Consider the following 18,204-nt stretch of genomic DNA (forward strand, 5'->3'; position numbering starts at 1 on the left):
GGTGACCCCATGAACCCGCGGATCGAGCTTCTCCAGGCCATGCCGGTCTTCGGCGCCCTGCGCGAGGAAACCTTGCAGTTCCTGCTCGGCCTGGCGACGACCGTGTCGCGCGCGCCGGGTGAGTTCTTCTTCCGCGAGGACGAGGAGGCCCAGTCGCTGTTCGTGCTGGAGGAAGGCCGGGCGGCGGTCGTCAAGCACTGGAGCGGCCACCAGTATGTGCTGGCGCACCTGGCCAAGGGCGACTGCTTCGGGGAGATGTCGATCATGGACCTGCGGCACCGCAGTGCTTCGGTCGTGGCGCTGGAGCCCTGCCGGGCGCTCGAGCTGTCCAGCGCGAACCTGATGGAGGTGTACCGCAAGGACCTGGAGCAGTTCACCCTGATGCAGATGAATATGGGACGCGAAGTCAGCCGCCGCCTGCGGGATGCGGACGAGCGCCTGTTCCAGGCGAAGGTGGGTGCGGAGTTCCTGGCCGAATACGTGATCCGCAGCACCTGACGGCCGTCCATGAAACGCATCGCCGACGAGCCCGCCTACGTCCTGCACCGCTACGACTGGAGCGAGTCCAGCCTGATCCTGGAGGTGCTGACGCGCCACTTCGGCCGCATCGCCGTGGTGGCCAAGGGCGCGAAGAAGCCCAGCTCCAACTTCCGCCCCGTGCTGCTGCCGCTGCAGCCGCTGCACATCGCCTTCGGCGGCGACGCCGAGATCCGCACGCTGAAGTCCGCCGAATGGCTGGGCGGGCAGGTGATGCCCACCGGCGACGCGCTGCTGTCCGGCTATTACCTCAACGAACTGCTCTTGCGCCTGCTGGCGCGCGACGACCCGCACCCGGCGCTGTTCGACGTCTACGGGGCCACCGTGCGGGTGCTGGCGCACGACGACCCGCAGGTGCTGCAGCCGGCGCTGCGGGCCTTCGAGCTGCTGCTGCTGCGCGAGATCGGCCTGCTGCCCTCGCTGGACCTGCAGACCGGCACGCTGGCGGCGCTCTCCGCCGGCGAGCGCTACAGCCTGCGCCCCGAGGGCGGCCTGGTCGAATCGCACGACCCCGAAGGCCGCGGCAGCCTCACGGGCGTCCAGTGGCAGGCGCTGCAGGCCGCGCTGGACGACCCCGCGTCCTTCAACGCCACGCTGCAGGCCGCCGCGCCCCTGGGCGAGCTCAAGCCGCAGCTGCGCGCGCTGCTGCACTACCATTGCGGCGTGAGCACGCTGCGCACCCGCCAATTGATGATCGACCTGCAAGCCTTATGACCACGGCGCTTTCGGTGAACCTGAACAAGGTGGCGCTGGTGCGCAACACGCGCCACCTCGGCATCCCCAGCGTGACGCGCGCCGCCACGATCTGCCTGGAGGCGGGCGCCCACGGCATCACCGTGCATCCCCGGCCCGACGCGCGCCACATCCGCGCCGACGACGTGCGCGAGCTGCATGCCCTGCTGAAGCAGTGGCCGCAGGCCGAATTCAACATCGAAGGCAATCCCTTCCACAACCTGATGGACTTCGTGCGCGAGCTGCGCCCGCAGCAGGCGACCTTCGTCCCCGACAGCGAAGGGCAGTTCACCAGCGACCATGGCTGGAACCTGGCGGTGGACGGCGAGCGGGTGAAGCCGCTGATCGCGCAAGCGAAGGCCCTCGGCGTGCGCGTGAGCCTGTTCATGGACGCGGATCCGGCCGCGATGCCGCTTGCGAAAGCCGTGGGCGCCGATCGGGTGGAGCTCTATACCGAGCCCTACGCCGCCGCGTGGGGCACGCCGCGCCAGCAGGACGAGCTGCAGCGCTTCGCCGCCGCCGCCAAGGCGGCGCAGGCCGCGGGCCTGGGCGTCAACGCGGGCCACGACCTCAGCCGCGACAACCTCACGGACTTCCTGCGCGCCGTCCCCGGCGTGCAGGAGGTCTCGATCGGCCACGCGCTGATCTCCGACGCGCTCGAACTGGGCTACGCCGCCACCATCCGCGCGTACCTGCAGGCGATGGGACGCGCAGGCCAGTGATCTACGGCATAGGCACCGACATCTGCGACGTGCGGCGCATCCGCGCGTCGCTGGAGCGGCACGGCGACCGCTTCGCGCTCAAGGTCCTGAGCGAGGCCGAATTCAAGACCTGGAAGGCGCGCAGCGCCCGCTGGCCCGAGCGCGGCGTGCGCTTCCTGGCCACGCGTTTCTCGGCCAAGGAGGCCTTCAGCAAGGCCATCGGCCTGGGCATGCGCATGCCCATGACCTGGCGGCTGTGCGAGGTGGGCAAGCTGGCCAGCGGCAAGCCGGTGATCGTGCTGCACGGCGTGCTGAAGGACTGGTGCGAGGCGCGCGGCCTGGTCGCGCAGGTGAGCGTGACGGACGAAACGGATTACGCGGCGAGCTTCGTCGTGGTGGAACAGAAAGAGAAGAACCCATGAGTGAACATGCACCGGTGATCTTGGACGTCGCCGGCCTGAGTCTTTCGGACGACGACCGGCGCCGCCTGGCGCACCCCTGGTGGGCGGGATGATCCTGTTCGGCCGCAACTGGGAGAGCCGCGAGCAGCTCTCCGCCCTGTGCGCCGAGATCAAGGAGGTGCGCGGCGACCTGCTGGTCTGCGTGGACCACGAGGGCGGCCGCGTGCAGCGCTTCCGCAGCGACGGCTTCACCCACCTGCCGCCCATGCGCCGCTTCGGCGAGCTCTGGATGAAGGACGGCAAGGGCCGCCAAGGTTCGGGCGCGATGAAGGCGATGGCGGCGGCCACCGCGGCCGGCTACGTGCTGGGCGCCGAGCTGCGGGCCTGCGGCGTGGACTTCAGCTTCACGCCGGTGCTGGACCTCGACTTCGGCGCCAGCTCGGTGATCGGCGACCGCTCCTTCCACCGCGACCCGCGCATCGTGACGCTGCTGGCGCGCAGCCTGATGCAGGGCCTGCTGCAGGCCGGCGTGGCCAACTGCGGCAAGCATTTCCCGGGGCATGGCTACGTGAAGGCCGACTCGCACCTGGAGATTCCGGTGGACGAGCGCAGCCTCAAGGCGATCCTGGCGGACGACGCGATCCCCTACGAGTGGCTGGGGACGACGCTCACCAGCGTGATGCCGGCACACGTGATCTACCCGAAGGTGGACAAGCTGCCGGCGGGCTTTTCGCCGCGCTGGCTCAACGAGATCCTGCGCGATCAGCTGCAGTTCCAGGGCGCGATCTTCAGCGACGACCTGAGCATGGCCGGCGCGCGCAAGATCGAAGGGCGCGACGTCACCTTCACCGAAGCCGCCGTCGCGGCGCTGCGTGCGGGCTGCGACATGGTCCTGTTGTGCAACGAGTCGGTGAACAGCGAGGGTGGGAAGGCTATCGACGAGATGCTCGAAGGGCTGGACGCGGCGCGCGAGCGGGGTGAGTGGCAAGCCAACGAGGTGAGCGAGCACCGGCGCCTGGCCTTGCTGCCCTGCGGGCCGTCGACCTCGTGGGACGCGCTGATGACGGAGCCGCGCTACATGCGCGCGCTGCAGCTGCTGCCCTGAGCGCTTTTCAGCGGCGGGTCGCCACGTACGAGAGGCCCGACGCCACCCCGCCGAACAGGTCGCCCTCCACCACGGGTGTCCCCGGGAAACGCTGCCGCAAGGCATCCTGGAACGGCCGCAGCGCCGACGAGCCGCCGGTCAGGTAGATCGCATCGATCCCTCCGGCCTTCAACCCGGCGCGGACGATGCATTCCTGCGCGCAATCCAGCACGCGCGCGAGCAGCGTCCAGGTCCTGCGCCATCTCCTGCGACGCGATCCGCGCCTGCAGCCCCGCTTCGACGCCGGCAAGATCGATCAGGGCCTCGCCCCCGCGCCCCGACAGCTCGATCTTTGCCTGTTCCACTTTACTGGCCAGCAGGTGCCCCAGGCGCTGCTCCAGCACCGTCATCAGCCGGTCGTGCAGGCGCAGGTCCGCATAGCTGCTGCGCAGGTCGCGCGCCTCGCGCAGCTTCTTCGCGGTGGTCATGCGGTGGATCAGGTGCCAGCTCGCCAGGTCGAAGAAGGGCCCGCTCGGCACCTCGCGGCCGCTGGGGCCGATATGCCGCAGTCCCAGCAGCGGCATGACGCGCTGCAGGCTCAGCTGCCGGTCGTAGTCGGTGCCGCCGATGTGCACGCCCGCGGTGGCCAGGATGTCGCGGCTGCGGTCCTTCTTCGCGATGTGCGCCGGCCCCAGGCGCACCACCGTGAAGTCGGAGGTGCCGCCGCCGATGTCGACGATCAGCACCAGCGAGTCGCCGTCCAGCCGCCGCTCGTAGTCCAGCGCCGCCGCGATCGGCTCCAGTTCGAAGGCCACCTCGTCGAAGCCGGCCGAGGCAGCGGCCTGCGCCAGCACCTCCTGCGCGCGCCGGTCGCGCTGCGCCTCCTCGTCCACGAAGTGCACCGGCCGGCCGATCACCACGCGGCGCGTCTCGCGTCCCAGGTGACGGTCGGCGCGCTCGCGCAGTTCGGCGAGGAAGAGGGCGATGATGGCCTTGAAGCTCAGGGTGCCGCGGCCGACCGCGGTTTCCTCCTCCACCAGGCTGCTACCCAGCAGGCTCTTGAGCGAGCGCAGCAGGCGCCCCTCCACTCCCGCGAGGTACAGGCCCACCGCCTCCCGGCCGAAATGGGTGCCGGCTTCCTCGGTGTTGAAGAACACCGCCGTCGGCATGCCGGTGGCCTCGCCTTCCAGCGGCACCAGCCGCGCCACGCCGTCGGCCGCGATGAAGGACACCGCGGAGTTGGACGTGCCGAAGTCGATGCCGAGGGCGGGCTCGCTGCGCGAGCGGCGCATCAGCCCTCGCGGCGCAGCGCCGGGAACAGGATGATGTCGCGGATGCTGGCGCTGTCGGTCAGCAGCATCATCAGGCGGTCGATGCCGATGCCGCAGCCGCCGGCCGGCGGCATGCCGTATTCCAGTGCGCGGATGAAATCATGGTCGTAGAACATGGCCTCGTCGTCGCCCGCGTCCTTGGCGCTCACCTGCGCCTGGAAGCGCGCGGCCTGGTCCTCGGCGTCATTGAGCTCCGAGAAGCCGTTGGCGATCTCGCGGCCGGTGATGTACAGCTCGAAGCGCTCGGTCACCTCGGGCCGCTCGTCGTTGGCGCGCGCCAGCGGAGAGATCTCGGTCGGGTGTTCCATGATGAAGGTGGGCTGCCACAGCTTCTCCTCCACCTTCTCCTCGAAGTACATCACCTGCAGCGACGCCAGCGAGCGCGCGGACAGGCGCTCCTTCTCCTCGCTCATGCCCAGCTTCTTCAGCTGGTTGGTGAGCCAGTCGCGGTTGCCGACGTTGTCGCCCGCATCGGTGTGGCGCACGATCGCCTCCGGAATGGTCAGGCGCTCGAAGGGCTGGCCCAGGTCGACCTCGCGGCCGCTGTAGGAAACCTTCAGCGTGCCCACCGCCTTCTGCGCCGCGTCGCGCAGCAGCGCCTCGGTGAAGTCCATCAGGTCCTGGTAGTTCCAGTAGGCCGCATAGAACTCCATCATGGTGAACTCGGGGTTGTGCCGCACCGAGATGCCTTCGTTGCGGAAGTTCCGGTTGATCTCGAACACCCGTTCGAAGCCGCCCACCAGCAGGCGCTTGAGGTACAGCTCCGGCGCGATGCGCAGGTACATCTCCTGGTCCAGCGCGTTGTGGTGGGTGATGAAGGGCTTGGCGTTGGCGCCGCCCGGGATCGGGTGGAGCATGGGCGTCTCCACCTCCAGGAAGCCGTGGTCCACCATGAACTCGCGGATGCCCGACATCGCGCGGCTGCGGGCCACGAAGCGCTTGCGCGCCTCCTCGTCGGTCATCAGGTCCACGTAGCGCTGGCGGTACTTGGTCTCCTGGTCGCTCATGCCGTGGAACTTGTCCGGCATCGGCCGCAGGCTCTTGGTCAGCATGCGGATCGAGGTCGCGTGCAGCGAGAGTTCGCCGGTGCGCGTCTTGAACATCCTGCCCTCGGCACCGACGATGTCGCCCAGGTCCCAGTGCTTGAAGGCGGCATAGGCCTCCTCGCCCACCGCGTCGCGCGTCACGTAGATCTGGATGCGGCCGGTCTGGTCCTGCAGGGTGGCGAAGCTGGCCTTGCCCATGACCCGCTTGAGCATCATGCGGCCGGCCACGCTGGCCGTGGCGCCTTCGGCTTCCAGCTGTTCGGCCGCCTTGGCACCGTGGTGCGCGTGCAGCTTTTCTCCGCGTGGTGCGCGGGCTTGTAGTCGTTCGGGAAGGCCGGTGCGCCGCCGCCGCTGCGATGGGCCTCGCGCAGGGCCTTGAGCTTCTCGCGGCGCTCCGCGATCAGCTGGTTCTCGTCGGTCGGCGGGGTCTTCTGGTCTTGGGACATGGGGCGGGCGCTCGCGCGCTGCAGGGGCGAAACCCTCCATTGTAGGTTTCGCGGGCAAGCCCGGCCGTGGCGCCGCGATAATGCCCGACCATGTTCCTCCGGGCCGGCATCGTGTCCCTTGCATTGCTCCTCGCCAGCCGGGTCCTGGGACTGGTGCGCGAGTCGGCCCAGGCGGCCGCCTTCGGCGCCAGCGCGATGGGGGACGTGGCCGTCCTGATGCTCACCCTGCCGGACTGGCTGACCGGGGTGCTGGCCAGCGGCGCGCTGGCCTACGTGCTGATGCCGGCCTGGGCCCACGAGGAACGGGCCCGCATCGCCGCCAGCCAGCGGCGCGTCGCCCACGTCCTGCTGGCGGGTGGGATCGTGCTGGCGCTGCTGCTGGCCCTCGCGCGCGGGCCCGTGCTCGGGTGGCTGGCCGCGGGCTTGCCGGAAGGCGTGCGGGACGCCGCCGGCCTGGGCCTGGCCTGGAGCGCCGCCGCCATCCCGCTGGCGCTGCTGTCGGCGCTGTGGGTGACCCGCCTGCAGCACGAACGCGACTTCGTCGGCATGTATTCGGCCAACCTGGTGGTGAACGTGCTGCTGATCGCCGCCCTGGTCGTCGCGGGCCTGGCGTTCGACACCGCGCTTTCGGACGTCATCGTGCTCGGGGCCGGCCTGTTGCTGGCGATGGCGGCGCGGCTGGCCTGGCTGCACTGGCGCCAGCGCCCCTTTCGCGCGGCGGCGGCGCCGGCCGACGAGCCCGCGCTGCCCGGCGCGCCGGTGTGGGCCTGGGCCGCTGCCGCTGCCGGACTGCCGCTGGCGCTGCCCTTTGTTGCCCGTTCGCTCGCCTCGCAGGAGGCGGAGGGCGCGCTGGCCACCTTCAACTACGCCTGGAAGCTGGTCGAACTGCCGCTGGTGCTGGCCATCCAGCTGGTTGGCATGCTCGCCCTCGGCCCGATCTCGCGCGCGCTGCGCGGTGCCGTCTCGCCCCAGGAGAGCGCCTTGCCGCTGCGGCGCGGCTTCGCACTGGCCTGGACGCTGGCCTGCGCCTGCGTGGCCGGCCTGCTGGTCGCATCGCCCGCGATCGCGCAGCTGCTGTTCGGGTGGGGGCGGATGCAGCCCGAGGCGCTGGCCGACGTGGCGCGCTGGGGCCGGCTCGGTGCCTGGAGCCTGCTGCCGCAGGCGGTGATCGCCATCGCTCTGGCGGCGCTGGCCGCGCAGGACCGGCTGCGGGTGGCGGTGCTGGCGCACGCGCTGGCGCTGCTGGTGCTGCTGCTGGCCGGGGCCCGCGAGGGTGCTGCGCTCATGGTCTGGCTGGACCTGCTGTGGGTCGGCATCGCGCTGCTGCTGTTGCGGGCGCTGCGGCCGGCGCGGCACGGCTGGCTGCCCTGGCGCGCGTTCGCCGCGGCGGGCGGCGGGCTGGCCCTGCTGCAGGCCGTGCTGCTGATGACTGGCATCCCGTCCAGCTTCGCCGCGCAATGGGCCGCGGCCCTCGCCGCAGGGGCGGCCCTGTTCGGGATCACCTGGTGGGCCAGCGCCGACCTGCGCGCCGCGCTGGCGCGATAATCCGGGCGGGCATGCTCGAGCTGATACAGATCACCAACGATCCGGCGTTTGCCCAACGCTGCGATGCGTTGGGCGGCTTCCGCCTGTTCGTCGATCTCGAGCGCCTGGGCAAGGCGGAACGCCAGGCCGGCCGCAACACCTTCATCAGCGTCCACCAGCTCGAAGACGTCGCGCGCATCCGCGCAGTGCTGCGACGCTCGCCGCTGATGGTGCGCGTCAATCCGCTGCACGAGGGCACGCGGGCCGAGGTGGATGCGGTGCTGGCTGCCGGCGCCGACAGCGTGATGCTGCCCATGTTCACCACCGCCGGCGAGCTGCGCGCGTTCTCCGATCTCGTGGCCGGCCGGGCGCCCATCGTGCCGCTGCTGGAGACCGCGGGCGCGCTGCGCGAGGTCGCGTCGTGGGCGGGCACGCCCGGCCTGCAGGAAATCTTCGTCGGCCTCAACGACCTGCACCTGTCCCTGGGCTGCCGCTTCATGTTCGAGCCGCTGGCCGACGGCAGCGTGGAACGGGTCGCACAGGCCGCGAAGAGCCATGGCCTGCCCTTCGGCTTCGGCGGCATCGCCCGCCTGGACGAGGGCCTGCTGCCAGGCCGCGACGTGCTGGCGGAGCACCTGCGCCTGGGCTCCGGCGCGGTGATCCTCTCGCGCACCTTCCACCGCGCCTCGGAGATGGATTTCGAGCGCGAGGTCGCGGCGCTGCGGCAGGCCGAGAGCGAACTCGCGGCCCGCACGCCCGCGCAGGTGCAAGCGGATGCCGTGCGCATCCACGCGCGCATCCGCGAGATCGCCGCGGGGCTCGCCGCCCGCCCATGAAGCGCGCCATGGACATCGCGCTCTCCGCCCTCGCGCTGCTGGTCCTGGGTCCCGTGCTGGCGGCGACGGCGCTGGCGGTGGCCATCGACAGCGGCCTGCCGGTGCTGTTCCGCCAGGTGCGCGTGGGCCGCCATGGCCAGACCTTCGGCATGTTCAAGTTCCGCAGCATGGTGCGCGATGCCGCGGCCATCGGCCCCTTCAACACCGCCGCCAAGGACCCGCGCATCACGCGCGTGGGCCGCTTCATCCGCCGCACCAGCCTGGACGAACTGCCGCAGCTGCTGAACGTGCTGCGCGGCGAGATGAGCCTGGTCGGCCCGCGACCGGACGTTCCGCTGCAGCGTTCCCTCTACAGCGATGCCGACTGGGCGCTGCGCTGCAGCGTGCGCCCCGGCATCACCGGGCTGGCGCAGGCCCTGCTGCGTTCCGAAGGGACGGAGGACGATCGCCGTGCGCTGGACCTGCGCTACGTGCGTGAGCAGAGCCTCTGGCTGGACTTGAAGATCCTCGCCTGGACCCTGGGCCGCCTGACCGGGCGCGGAGCAACTGAGATGTGCGGCATCTTCGGTTACTGGGACCGCGAGCGCCGCGCGCTGGCGCCGGAGGCGCTGGCGACCATGGCGCGCAGCCTGGTGCACCGCGGCCCCGACGACCAGGGCATCCACCACCAGCCGCTGCGCGGCGTCGCCGTCGGCAACCGGCGCCTGTCCATCATCGACATCGCCGGCGGCCACCAGCCTTTCATGTCGGACGACGGCCGCATCGCGATCGTGCAGAACGGCGAGATCTTCAACTTCGTGGAACTGGCCGACGAACTGCGGGCGCAGGGCGTGCGGCTGGACACGCACTCGGACACGGAGGTGCTGCTGCGCCTCTACGAGCGCGAGGGCCTGGCCTTCGTGCACCGCCTCAACGGCATGTTCGCCATCGCCATCGACGATGCGCGCGAGGACGCGCTGCTCCTGGTGCGCGACCGCATCGGCGTCAAGCCGCTGTACGTCGCGGAGCAGGGCGGGCTCTGGCTGTTCGCCTCCGAGATCAAGGCGATCCTGCAGGCGCTGCCCGCGCAGCCGTGGATCGACCTGGAAGCCATCCACCACTACCTGAGTTTCAACTACATCCCCGCGCCATGGACGGTGTGGCAGGGCATCCGCCACGTGATGCCGGGGTGCTGGATGAAGTTCACGCGCCAGGGCGTGGAGCAGGGGCGCTGGTGGGACCTCTCGGTGCAACGCGAGACCGAGGTTCCATTTGAGGACTGGTCGCGCGAGTTCCTGCAGATCCTGGACGATGCCACCCGCATCCGCCTGCGCGCGGACGTGCCCTGGGGCGCCTTCCTCTCCGGCGGCGTCGATTCCAGCACCATCGTCGCGCTGATGGCGCGGCACGTGCAGCAGCCGGTGCGCACCTTCTGCATCGGCTTCGCGGATCCGCGCTTCGACGAGTCGGCCTACGCGGCCCAGGCCGCGCAGCGCTTCGGCTGCGCGCACACCAGCGAGGTGGCGGAGCTGAACATGCTGGACCGCTGGCCGCAGGTGCTGCACCACCTGGACCAGCCGCACGGCGATGCGTCCTTCATGCCGACCCTGCGCGTGAGCGAGCTGGCCGCGCGCCACGTGAAGGTGGTGCTGACCGGCGACGGCGGCGACGAGCTGTTCGCGGGCTACGAGAAGTACGCCGAATATTTTGCGCGGCCCGACGCGTTCACGCAGGACGACGCCGGCTTCCAGCGCAGCTACTTCGACGCGATCTCTCTGTTCACGCCGCAGGCCAAGCAGGCCTTGTACCGGCCGGAGGTCGCCGCGCGGCTGCGCGATATCGACAGCTTCGACACCGCGGCCCGACCCTGGTTCGCGCAATGCGCGCATTTCGACCGCGTGAACCAGGCGCTGTACCTGGACATGCAACTGCTGCTCTCGGGCAACAACCTGGTCAAGCCCGATCGCATGGGCATGGCGGTGTCGATCGAGGCGCGCACGCCCTTCCTCGACTGGCGGATGATGGAGTTCGCCTTCCGCTCGCCGGGGCACACCAAGCTCTCGGCGGCGGACGGCGACAAGAAGCACTGGTACAAGCGAGCGGTCACGCCCCTGATCGGCGAGGACCTCGCGTATCGCCGCAAGCAGATGTTCACCGTGCCGGTGGGCGAGTGGTTCCGCAGGGAAAGCCATGGCTGGCTGCGCCAGGTGCTGGCCGGCAGCGTACTGGTGCAGGAGTTGTTCGCGCCGGCGGAGGTGGAGCGAATGCTGGTGCAGCACCGCGAGGGCAGCGCGAACTACACGCGCAAGCTGCGCGCGCTGGCGGCGGTGGCGCTCTGGGACGCGCAGCGATGAAGGTGCTGTTCGTCACCTACGGCGGCGGCCATGTCGAGATGTGCCTGCCGGTGATGCGGGCGCTGCGCGAGCGCATCCCCGGCTGTGATGCGCAGATCCTGGCGCTGACGACCGCGAGCGGCGTGGCGCGGCGCGCGGGGGAGGCGCCGCTCGGCTTCCTGGATTTCTGCACGGGCGCGGAGGGCGAACGTGCGCTGCGTTACGGTGAACGGCTGGTCGAGGGCCAGCAGCATCCCGACGTGACCCGCGAGGAGTCCCTGGCCTACCTGGGCCTCAACTTCCTGGAATGGGTCGACGAGATGGGCGAACAGGCCGCCTGGCAGCGCTGGCGCGATGTCGGCCGCCAGGGCTTCCGACCGCTCAAGCTGTTCCAGCGCATCCTCTCGCAGGTCCGACCCGACGTCGTGGTCGCGACCAACTCGCCGCGCAGCGAGCAGGCGGCCATCGAGGCGGCCCATGCGCTCGGCATCCCCACCTTGTCGATGGTGGACCTGTTCGCGCTGCCGGGCGACCCCTACCTTTCTCGCAAAGTGCACGCCGATCTCATCACGGTCCTGTCCGATGCGACCCGCGACAAGCTCGCGGCTGCCGGCGTTCCGCGCGAACGGATCGTCGTGACCGGCAACCCGGCCTTCGACCAGCTCTCCGGCGAAGACGCCCGCAATGCCGCCGTGCACTTCCGCGCCGAACGCGGCTGGGGTGAGCGGCCGCTCGTGCTCTGGGCCGGCCACATGGAACCCGCCGATGCCGACCCGCGCTGGGCCGGCGCCGCGCTGGGCGATGCGGTGCTGGAGACGCTGCTCCGGTGGACGCTCTCGCACGACGACGCCTGCCTGGCCGTGCGCTACCACCCCAACGAATGGCACCAGTTCCGCCAGCCCGCGCCGCACCCGCGCGTGCACTGGAGCCAGCCCGATCGCGAGACGCTGCTGCCGGTGCTGGCCGCGGCGGACGTGGTGGTCGTGCAGGCCACCACGGTCGGCGCCCAGGCGCACGCGGCCGGCAAGCAGGTGCTGGGCCTCGCCTTCTCTCCGCTGGTGCAGCGCTCCGGCATGGACTACGAGCGACTGGGCATGGGCGTGTCGGCGAAGGACATCGCATCGCTGCCCACGCTGCTGGAACGGCAGCTCGCCTCCGTCCGTCGCGACCGGTCCCCCGCCGGGCCGAGGGGCCAGGCGGCACATCGCGTCGCGCTTGAAATTGCAGGGCTGGCCGCACGCCGGCCGGAAGGAAACCGCGCATGAAGGCGCCGCGCATCCTCGGTCTCATCCTCGCCCGCGGCGGCAGCAAGCGGCTGCCGGGCAAGAACGTCCGCCCGCTCGCGGGCAAGCCGCTGGTGGCCTGGAGCGTGGGGGCGGCGCGCGCCTGCGCGGCCATCCAGGACGTGGTGGTCTCGACCGACGACGCCGCCATCGCCGACGCCGCACGCCAGGCCGGCGCGCGCGTGCCCTTCCTGCGTCCGCCGGCCCTGGCCGCGGACACCAGCACCTCCGCCGACGCGGCGCTGCACGCGCTGGCCTTCCTGCGCGAGCAGGAAGGGCGCAGCTACGACGCCGTCATCCTGCTGGAGCCGACCTCGCCCCTGCGCGCCAGCGGCGACCTCCCGGGCGTGGCAGACCTGCTGGCGCGCCGCTGGGACGAGACTGACGCCGTGGTCACGGTGGGCCGCGTGCAGCTGGAGCAGCCGGCGGTGATGAAGCGCATGGACGCCGACGGGCGCCTGTCGCCCTGGGTCGCGCCCGAGGCCCAGGGAGCCGGCGAGCCGCCGCCGGCCTGGTTCCCCTACGGCGTGGCCTACGCGGTGAAGACCGAGGCGCTGGAGCGCTGGCGCAGCTTCTATCCCCGAGGGTGCTCGGGTACACAATCGAACGCTGGCAGAACTACGAAGTCGACGACCTGTTCGACTTCCTCTGCGTGGAAGCCGTGATGCAACATTTCAAGGGAAGGCTGCCGTGAAGGCGCTGGTGATCGGACTGGGCTCGATGGGACGGCGGCGCGTGCGCTGCCTGCAGCAGCATGGCGTGGACGCGGTCGCCGGTTTCGACACGCGCGCGGACCGGCGCGAGCGGGCGGCCAAGGAATACGGGATCTCCGTCCGCGACCAGCTCGCGGCGGACGACCTGCGCGGCTTCGACGTGGTGGTGATCTCCACGCCGCCCGACCAGCACCACACGGCCATCGAGTGGTCCATCGCCGCCGGCAAGCCCTGCTTCGTGGAGGCCAGCGTGATCCGCGCTCCGCTGCCCGCGCTGGACGAGCGCGCCCGCGCCAAGGGCGTGCTGGTGGCGCCGTCCTGCACGCTGCGCTTCCATTCCGCCATCCGCGACATCACGCAGGCCGTGCAGTCGGGCCGCTACGGCAAGCCCTGCAACTTCTCCTACCACTGCGGCCAGTACCTGCCGGACTGGCATCCGTGGGAGAAGGTCACCGACTACTACGTCTCCAACCCGCTCACCGGCGGCGCGCGCGAGATCGTGCCCTTCGAGCTGACCTGGATGGTCGACGCCTTCGGCTGGCCGCAGCAGGTGCAGGGCATGAAGCTGCGCACCGCGGACGTGGGCGCTCCGATCGACGACACCTACGCGGCCCTGCTGCGCTTCGACGGCTTCGTCGGCAGCCTGGTGGTGGACGTGGTCGCGCGCCAGGCCGTGCGCAAGCTCACGCTCAACTTCGAGCGCGCCTCGCTGTCCTGGGACTGGGACAGCGGCACCGTGCGCATCTACGAAGCCGACGCGGCGCGCTCGGTGGAACTGCACCAGCCACGCAGCAGCGCGCATGCGGGCTACCACCAGAACATCGGCGAAGCCATGTACGTCGCCGAGATCGGCAGCTTCCTGGCCGCTGCGCAGGGCAAGGCCAGCTTCCCGCACAGCCTGCAGGACGACATCCGCGTGCTCTCGCTGCTGGAAGCGATGGAGGCGGCATGAGCAAGAGCTACAGCGAGCGCCTGCACCGCGTCATCCCCGGCGGCGCGCACACCTATTCGCGTGGCGACGACCAGTACCCGGCGAACGCGCCCGACATCCTGGTCAGCGGCAAGGGCGCCTACGTCAGCACCGCCGACGGGCGCACGCTGCTGGACTACGGCATGGGACTGCGGGCCGTGACCCTGGGCTATGCCGACGAGCGCATCAACCGCGCCGCCATCCGCGGCATGGAGCTGGGCGTGAACCTCACGCGCGCTTCCGTGCTGAGCTGGAGGCGGCGGAGAAGATGGTGGAGATCGCCGGCACCGACATGGTGAAGTTCGCCAAGAACGGATCCAACGTCACGACGGCGGCGGCCAAGGTGGCGCGCGCCTTCACCGGCCGGCCCCTCATCTGCGTGCCGCGCCAGCATCCCTTCTTCTCCTTCGACGACTGGTTCATCGGCGCCACCGCCATCAAGCGCGGCATCCCCGAGGTGCACCACGCGACCACGCTGCTGTTCGACTACGGCGACCTGGCCAGCCTGCAGGCGCTGTTCGCGCAGCACCCGGGGCAGATCGCCGGCGTGATGCTGGAGCCGGCGACGACCGTGGGACCCTGCGATGGCGCGCCGGGCTACGACCGGCTGCGGCCGCCGACAGCTGTCGTCGCGCAATGGCCGGGCAACTTCCTGAAGCTGGTGCAGGACCTGTGCCGCCGCGAGGGCGCGCTGTTCATCCTGGACGAGATGATCACCGGCTTCCGCTGGGACCTGCACGGCGCGCAGAAGCTGTTCGGCGTGCAGCCGGACCTGAGCACCTTCGGCAAGGGCATGGCCAACGGCTTCGCGGTCGCCGCGCTGGTGGGACGGCGCGAGGTGATGGAAGTCGGCGCGATCAACCGGCCCGGGCAGGAGCGCACCTTCCTCGTGTCCACGACGCATGGCGGCGAGATGGCCAGCCTGGCCGCCTTCCGGGAAACGGTCGCGGTGTACGAGGAGCAGGACGTGGTCGGGCACCTGTGGAACTACGGCGGCAAGCTGATGACGGGGCTGGAGGAGGCCGCGCGCGAGGCGGGCGTAGGCTCCGCCTTCCAGTTGCAGGGCAATGCGATCTCCATGAACTACCTCACCTTCGATGCGCAGGGCCAGCCCAGCCTGCCGCTGCGCACGCTGTTCTCGCAGGAAATGATCCGCCACGGCGTGCTGATGCCCTGGATCGCACCGAGCTTCGCGCATCGCGACGGCGAGCTGCAGCGCACGCTGGAAGCGGCGCGCAAGGCGCTGGCCGTGTACGCGCAGGCGCTGGAAGCCGGCGCCGAGCGTTTCCTCGAAGGCCCCGCGATCAAGCCGGTGTTCCGGCAATTCAACTGACATGGCCGGCGCCAACATCCGCCTCGACGGCAAGACCATCGCCATGACCGGCGCCGCCGGCATCCTGGGGCAGGGCGCCGTCGCCGCCTTCCTGCAAGCCGGCGCCCGCGTCTGTGCGCTGGACCGCAGCACCGAGGACCTCGACAAGCTGGGCCCCGACAGCGACTGCCTGCTGAAGATCGCCACCGACGTCAGCGACCGGGCCAGCGTGCGCGCGGCCGCCGACCGCCTGCACGCCGCGTGGGGCGTGGCCGACGTCCTGTTCAACAACGCCGCGACCAAGAGCGAGAACTTCTTCGCCCCTTTCGAGGAATTCCCGCTGGAGGACTGGAACCAGGTGATGGCGGTGAACCTCACCGGCGCCATGCTGTGCGCGCAGGCCTTCGGCGCCCCGATGGCGCAGCGCGGCCGCGGCGCCGTGGTCAACACGCTCTCCATCTACGGCATCGTGGCGCCGGACCAGCGCATCTACGAAGGCTCGGAGTACCTGGGGCGGCCCATCAACACGCCGGCGATCTATTCGGCCAGCAAGGCGGGCCTCTGGGGGCTCACCCAGTACCTCGCCAGCTACTGGGGCGCCCAGGGCGTGCGCGTCAACGCGATCACGCCGGGCGGCGTGTTCAGCGGCCAGAACGAGACCTTCGTTCGCAACTACTCGCAGCGCGTGCCGCTCGGCCGCATGGCCACGCGCGAGGACATCGTCAACGGCATGCTGTTCCTGGCCAGCGACGCCTCTTCCTATCTCAACGGCCACAACCTCGTGGTGGACGGCGGCTGGACGGTCTGGTGATGGAAGCCGTGTTCGTCATCGCCGAGGCCGGCGTCAACCACAACGGCGATCTCGCGCTGGCCCTGCGCCTGTGCGACGCCGCGCGGCCGCCGGTGCCGACGCCGTGAAGTTCCAGACCTTCCGCGCCGAGGACCTGGTGGTGCCCGGCGCCCCCACGGCGGACTACCAGAAGCGGCAGACCGGCGAGCAGGACCAGTTCAGCATGCTGCGCAAGCTGGAGCTTTCACGCGAGCAGCACGAGCGCATCCGCGACCACTGCGCGGCCATCGGCATCGAGTTCTTCTCCACGCCCTTCTCCGTGGACGCGGTGGACCTGCTGGTCGGCCTGGGCGTGCGCCGCATCAAGATGCCTTCGGGCGAACTCACGCACCGCGCGCTGGTGGAGCATGCCTGCGCCACCGGCCTGCCGGTGCTGCTGTCCACCGGCATGGCGACGATGGCGGAAGTGCAGGAGGCCCTGGGCTGGGCGCAAGCGGTGCGCGGCTCGCTCGCCGGCATCTCTGTGCTGCATTGCACCTCCGCCTATCCCGCGCCGGACGAAGCGCTCAACCTGCGCGCCATCGCCACGCTGCGCGAGGCGCTGCGCCTGCCCGTGGGCTACTCCGACCACAGCCTGGGCATCGAGGCCTCGCTGGCGGCCGTGAGCCTGGGCGCGACGGTGATCGAGAAACACCTCACGCTGGACCGCACGCTGCCGGGGCCGGACCATGCGGCTTCGCTGGAGCCGGCCGAATTCGCCGACCTGGTGCGCGGCATCCGCCGCATCGCGGCCATGCTGGGCGACGGCGTGAAGGAGCCGCAACCGCAGGAGCAGGACGCCGCGCGGGTCGCCCGCCGCAGCATCGTCGCCGCCGTCGACATCGCGGCCGGTGCGACCCTGCAGCCGGCCATGCTGGCCTGCCGGCGCCCCGCCACCGGCATCCCGCCGCGCGACTGGGACCGCGTCGTCGGCGGCACCGCCCGCACCGCCATTCCCGCGGGCACCGTGCTGCAGTGGGAGCAGCTCGCTGCTTCCAGGGGCTGACGCATGCCGCCGCGCCGCATCCTCTACCTCAGCGGAACGCGGGCCGATTTCGGCCTGATGCAGTCCACGCTGCAACGCATCCACCAGACGCCGGGCCTGCAGGTGCAGGTGGCGGTGACCGGCACGCACCTGAGCCCGCAGCATGGCCACACGGTTGACGAGGTGCGCGCCAGCGGCCTGCCGATCGCGGCGGAGATCCCGGTCGACGTGCTCACGCGCACCGGCGCCAGCATGGCGATCGCCATCGCCGACGTGGTGCGCGGCATGACGGCCTTGCTGGAACGCGAGCGGCCCGATGCCCTGCTGCTGCTGGGTGACCGTGGCGAGATGCTGGCCGGCGCGATCGCGGCCCTGCACGTCGGCGTGCCCACCGTGCACGTGCACGGCGGAGAGCGCTCCGGCACGGTGGACGAGCCGGTGCGCCACGCGATCAGCAAGCTGGCCAGCTACCACTTCGTCGCCACCGAAGGCGCGCGCGAACGCCTGCGCAAGATGGGCGAAGCTGCCGACCGGATCTTCCTGACCGGCGCGCCCGGCATCGACGGCCTGGCGGCCATGGACACGGGCACGCACGAGCAGTGCCTGCAGGACCTGGGACTGCCGCCGCAGGCGGACTTCGTGCTGGCGCTGTTCCACCCGGTGGTGCAGCAGGCCGATGACGCCGCGGCGCAGGCGCGGACGGTCATGCAGGCCTTGACGGCGCTCGGCCTGCCGGTGCTGTGGCTGGATCCGAATGCCGACGCCGGCTCGCGCGAGATCCTGCAGGCGCTGCAGCAGGATGCGCTGCCCGCAGGCTCGCGCCGCGCGACCCACCTGCCGCGCGCGCAGTTCTTCGCCGCCATGCGCCATTGCGCGGTGATGGCGGGCAATTCCTCCTCCGGCATCATCGAGGCCGCGAGCTTCGGCACGCCGGTGGTGAACATCGGCAGCCGGCAGCACATGCGCGAGCACGGGCCCAACGTGGTGGACGTGCCGGTGGAGGCCGCGGCCATCGAACAGGCCTTGCGCGCGCAGCGCAGCCACAGCCGCTGGCCGTGTGAAAATCCCTGGGGCGACGGCCAGGCCGGCGAGCGCATCGCGCAACTCCTGGCGCAACTGCCGCTGGGCCCCACCGTGCTCGAAAAGACCAACAGCTACTGAC

General features: G+C 70.9%; 16 protein-coding genes and 2 pseudogenes. 16 read left to right on the plus strand and 2 right to left on the minus strand.

The genetic code is table 11. The features are described 5' to 3' along the window. Window positions 1-9 precede the first annotated feature (9 nt). The 5 genes and pseudogenes from HK415_RS02015 (at window position 10) to nagZ (ending at window position 3,476) form a co-directional block, all read left to right on the plus strand. Entirely contained in the window at window positions 10-498 is a 489-nt protein-coding gene (locus HK415_RS02015) for a Crp/Fnr family transcriptional regulator (protein ID WP_171556574.1), read from the plus strand. 9 nt (window positions 499-507) lie between these two features. Further along, the gene (recO, locus tag HK415_RS02020; protein WP_171556575.1) at window positions 508-1,251 is read left to right on the plus strand and encodes a DNA repair protein RecO; all 744 of its coding nucleotides are present in this window, start codon (window positions 508-510) and stop codon (window positions 1,249-1,251) included. Further along, window positions 1,248-1,991 carry a pyridoxine 5'-phosphate synthase gene (locus HK415_RS02025; RefSeq protein WP_171556576.1) on the plus strand — a complete coding sequence of 248 codons (744 nt, stop codon included), beginning with the start codon at window positions 1,248-1,250 and terminating at the stop codon, window positions 1,989-1,991. Before recO ends, HK415_RS02025 begins: the two co-directional genes overlap by 4 nt. Next, window positions 1,988-2,392, plus strand: a complete 405-nt coding sequence (gene acpS, locus HK415_RS02030; protein WP_171556577.1) for a holo-ACP synthase — start codon at window positions 1,988-1,990, stop codon at window positions 2,390-2,392. The genes HK415_RS02025 and acpS overlap by 4 nt, the downstream gene beginning before the upstream one ends. Continuing rightward, window positions 2,389-3,476: pseudogene (nagZ, locus tag HK415_RS02035) on the plus strand (beta-N-acetylhexosaminidase). Before acpS ends, nagZ begins: the two are co-directional and overlap by 4 nt. On the opposite strand, the gene HK415_RS02040 reads toward nagZ, so the two are convergent. Both HK415_RS02040 and lysS read right to left on the minus strand, forming a co-directional pair. Further along, window positions 3,446-4,747, minus strand: a complete 1,302-nt coding sequence (locus tag HK415_RS02040) for an Hsp70 family protein (RefSeq protein WP_309246543.1) — start codon at window positions 4,745-4,747, stop codon at window positions 3,446-3,448. The pseudogene nagZ and the gene HK415_RS02040 overlap by 31 nt on opposite strands. Continuing rightward, window positions 4,747-6,278 (minus strand): annotated as a pseudogene (gene lysS / locus HK415_RS02045) (lysine--tRNA ligase). Before lysS ends, HK415_RS02040 begins: the two are co-directional and overlap by 1 nt. 90 nt (window positions 6,279-6,368) lie before the next feature. On the opposite strand from lysS, the gene HK415_RS02050 reads away from it, so the two are divergent. From HK415_RS02050 to neuC, 11 genes are all read left to right on the plus strand, one after another. Further along, entirely contained in the window at window positions 6,369-7,823 is a 1,455-nt protein-coding gene (locus HK415_RS02050) for a lipid II flippase MurJ (RefSeq protein WP_171556578.1), read from the plus strand. Between the two features lie 11 nt (window positions 7,824-7,834). Continuing rightward, window positions 7,835-8,638 carry an aldolase/citrate lyase family protein gene (locus HK415_RS02055; protein WP_171556579.1) on the plus strand — a complete coding sequence of 268 codons (804 nt, stop codon included), beginning with the start codon at window positions 7,835-7,837 and terminating at the stop codon, window positions 8,636-8,638. 8 nt (window positions 8,639-8,646) lie between these two features. Beyond that, window positions 8,647-10,971 carry an asparagine synthase (glutamine-hydrolyzing) gene (gene asnB, locus HK415_RS02060; RefSeq protein WP_216369707.1) on the plus strand — a complete coding sequence of 775 codons (2,325 nt, stop codon included), beginning with the start codon at window positions 8,647-8,649 and terminating at the stop codon, window positions 10,969-10,971. After that, the gene (locus HK415_RS02065; RefSeq protein ID WP_171556581.1) at window positions 10,968-12,215 is read left to right on the plus strand and encodes a glycosyltransferase family protein; all 1,248 of its coding nucleotides are present in this window, start codon (window positions 10,968-10,970) and stop codon (window positions 12,213-12,215) included. The genes asnB and HK415_RS02065 overlap by 4 nt, the downstream gene beginning before the upstream one ends. Next, the gene (locus HK415_RS02070) at window positions 12,212-12,898 is read left to right on the plus strand and encodes an acylneuraminate cytidylyltransferase family protein (protein WP_171556582.1); all 687 of its coding nucleotides are present in this window, start codon (window positions 12,212-12,214) and stop codon (window positions 12,896-12,898) included. Before HK415_RS02065 ends, HK415_RS02070 begins: the two co-directional genes overlap by 4 nt. Before the next feature lie 25 nt (window positions 12,899-12,923). Further along, entirely contained in the window at window positions 12,924-13,898 is a 975-nt protein-coding gene (locus HK415_RS02075; RefSeq protein ID WP_171556583.1) for a Gfo/Idh/MocA family protein, read from the plus strand. Then, window positions 13,895-14,215, plus strand: a complete 321-nt coding sequence (locus HK415_RS23710; protein WP_216369708.1) for a PLP-dependent aminotransferase family protein — start codon at window positions 13,895-13,897, stop codon at window positions 14,213-14,215. Before HK415_RS02075 ends, HK415_RS23710 begins: the two co-directional genes overlap by 4 nt. Next, entirely contained in the window at window positions 14,185-15,249 is a 1,065-nt protein-coding gene (locus tag HK415_RS02080) for an aminotransferase class III-fold pyridoxal phosphate-dependent enzyme (protein WP_216369709.1), read from the plus strand. Before HK415_RS23710 ends, HK415_RS02080 begins: the two co-directional genes overlap by 31 nt. Before the next feature lies 1 nt (window position 15,250). After that, window positions 15,251-16,039 (plus strand): SDR family oxidoreductase, encoded by a 789-nt coding sequence (locus HK415_RS02085; protein WP_171556584.1) that lies wholly within the window; start codon window positions 15,251-15,253, stop codon window positions 16,037-16,039. A gap of 103 nt (window positions 16,040-16,142) precedes the next feature. Beyond that, entirely contained in the window at window positions 16,143-17,063 is a 921-nt protein-coding gene (locus HK415_RS02090; RefSeq protein ID WP_309246544.1) for an N-acetylneuraminate synthase family protein, read from the plus strand. Window positions 17,064-17,066: 3 nt separating this feature from the next. Continuing rightward, complete coding sequence (gene neuC / locus HK415_RS02095; protein WP_171556585.1) at window positions 17,067-18,203, plus strand: UDP-N-acetylglucosamine 2-epimerase; 1,137 nt, start codon at window positions 17,067-17,069, stop codon at window positions 18,201-18,203. Window position 18,204 lies beyond the last annotated feature (1 nt).

Origin of the sequence: Ramlibacter montanisoli (assembly GCF_013087525.1) — a bacterium.
Lineage (GTDB): Bacteria > Pseudomonadota > Gammaproteobacteria > Burkholderiales > Burkholderiaceae_C > Ramlibacter > Ramlibacter montanisoli.

Bases quoted from the DNA above. Each gene is read 5' to 3' on its own strand.
- HK415_RS02015 (WP_171556574.1), top strand. From the start codon at position 10: ATGAACCCGCGGATCGAGCTTCTCCAGGCCATGCCGGTCTTCGGCGCC.
- recO (WP_171556575.1), top strand. From the start codon at position 508: ATGAAACGCATCGCCGACGAGCCCGCCTACGTCCTGCACCGCTACGAC.
- HK415_RS02025 (WP_171556576.1), top strand. From the start codon at position 1,248: ATGACCACGGCGCTTTCGGTGAACCTGAACAAGGTGGCGCTGGTGCGC.
- HK415_RS02040 (WP_309246543.1), bottom strand. From the start codon at position 4,747: ATGCGCCGCTCGCGCAGCGAGCCCGCCCTCGGCATCGACTTCGGCACG.
- HK415_RS02050 (WP_171556578.1), top strand. From the start codon at position 6,369: ATGTTCCTCCGGGCCGGCATCGTGTCCCTTGCATTGCTCCTCGCCAGC.
- HK415_RS02055 (WP_171556579.1), top strand. From the start codon at position 7,835: ATGCTCGAGCTGATACAGATCACCAACGATCCGGCGTTTGCCCAACGC.
- asnB (WP_216369707.1), top strand. From the start codon at position 8,647: ATGGACATCGCGCTCTCCGCCCTCGCGCTGCTGGTCCTGGGTCCCGTG.
- HK415_RS02065 (WP_171556581.1), top strand. From the start codon at position 10,968: ATGAAGGTGCTGTTCGTCACCTACGGCGGCGGCCATGTCGAGATGTGC.
- HK415_RS02070 (WP_171556582.1), top strand. From the start codon at position 12,212: ATGAAGGCGCCGCGCATCCTCGGTCTCATCCTCGCCCGCGGCGGCAGC.
- HK415_RS23710 (WP_216369708.1), top strand. From the start codon at position 13,895: ATGAGCAAGAGCTACAGCGAGCGCCTGCACCGCGTCATCCCCGGCGGC.
- HK415_RS02080 (WP_216369709.1), top strand. From the start codon at position 14,185: ATGGTGGAGATCGCCGGCACCGACATGGTGAAGTTCGCCAAGAACGGA.
- HK415_RS02085 (WP_171556584.1), top strand. From the start codon at position 15,251: ATGGCCGGCGCCAACATCCGCCTCGACGGCAAGACCATCGCCATGACC.
- neuC (WP_171556585.1), top strand. From the start codon at position 17,067: ATGCCGCCGCGCCGCATCCTCTACCTCAGCGGAACGCGGGCCGATTTC.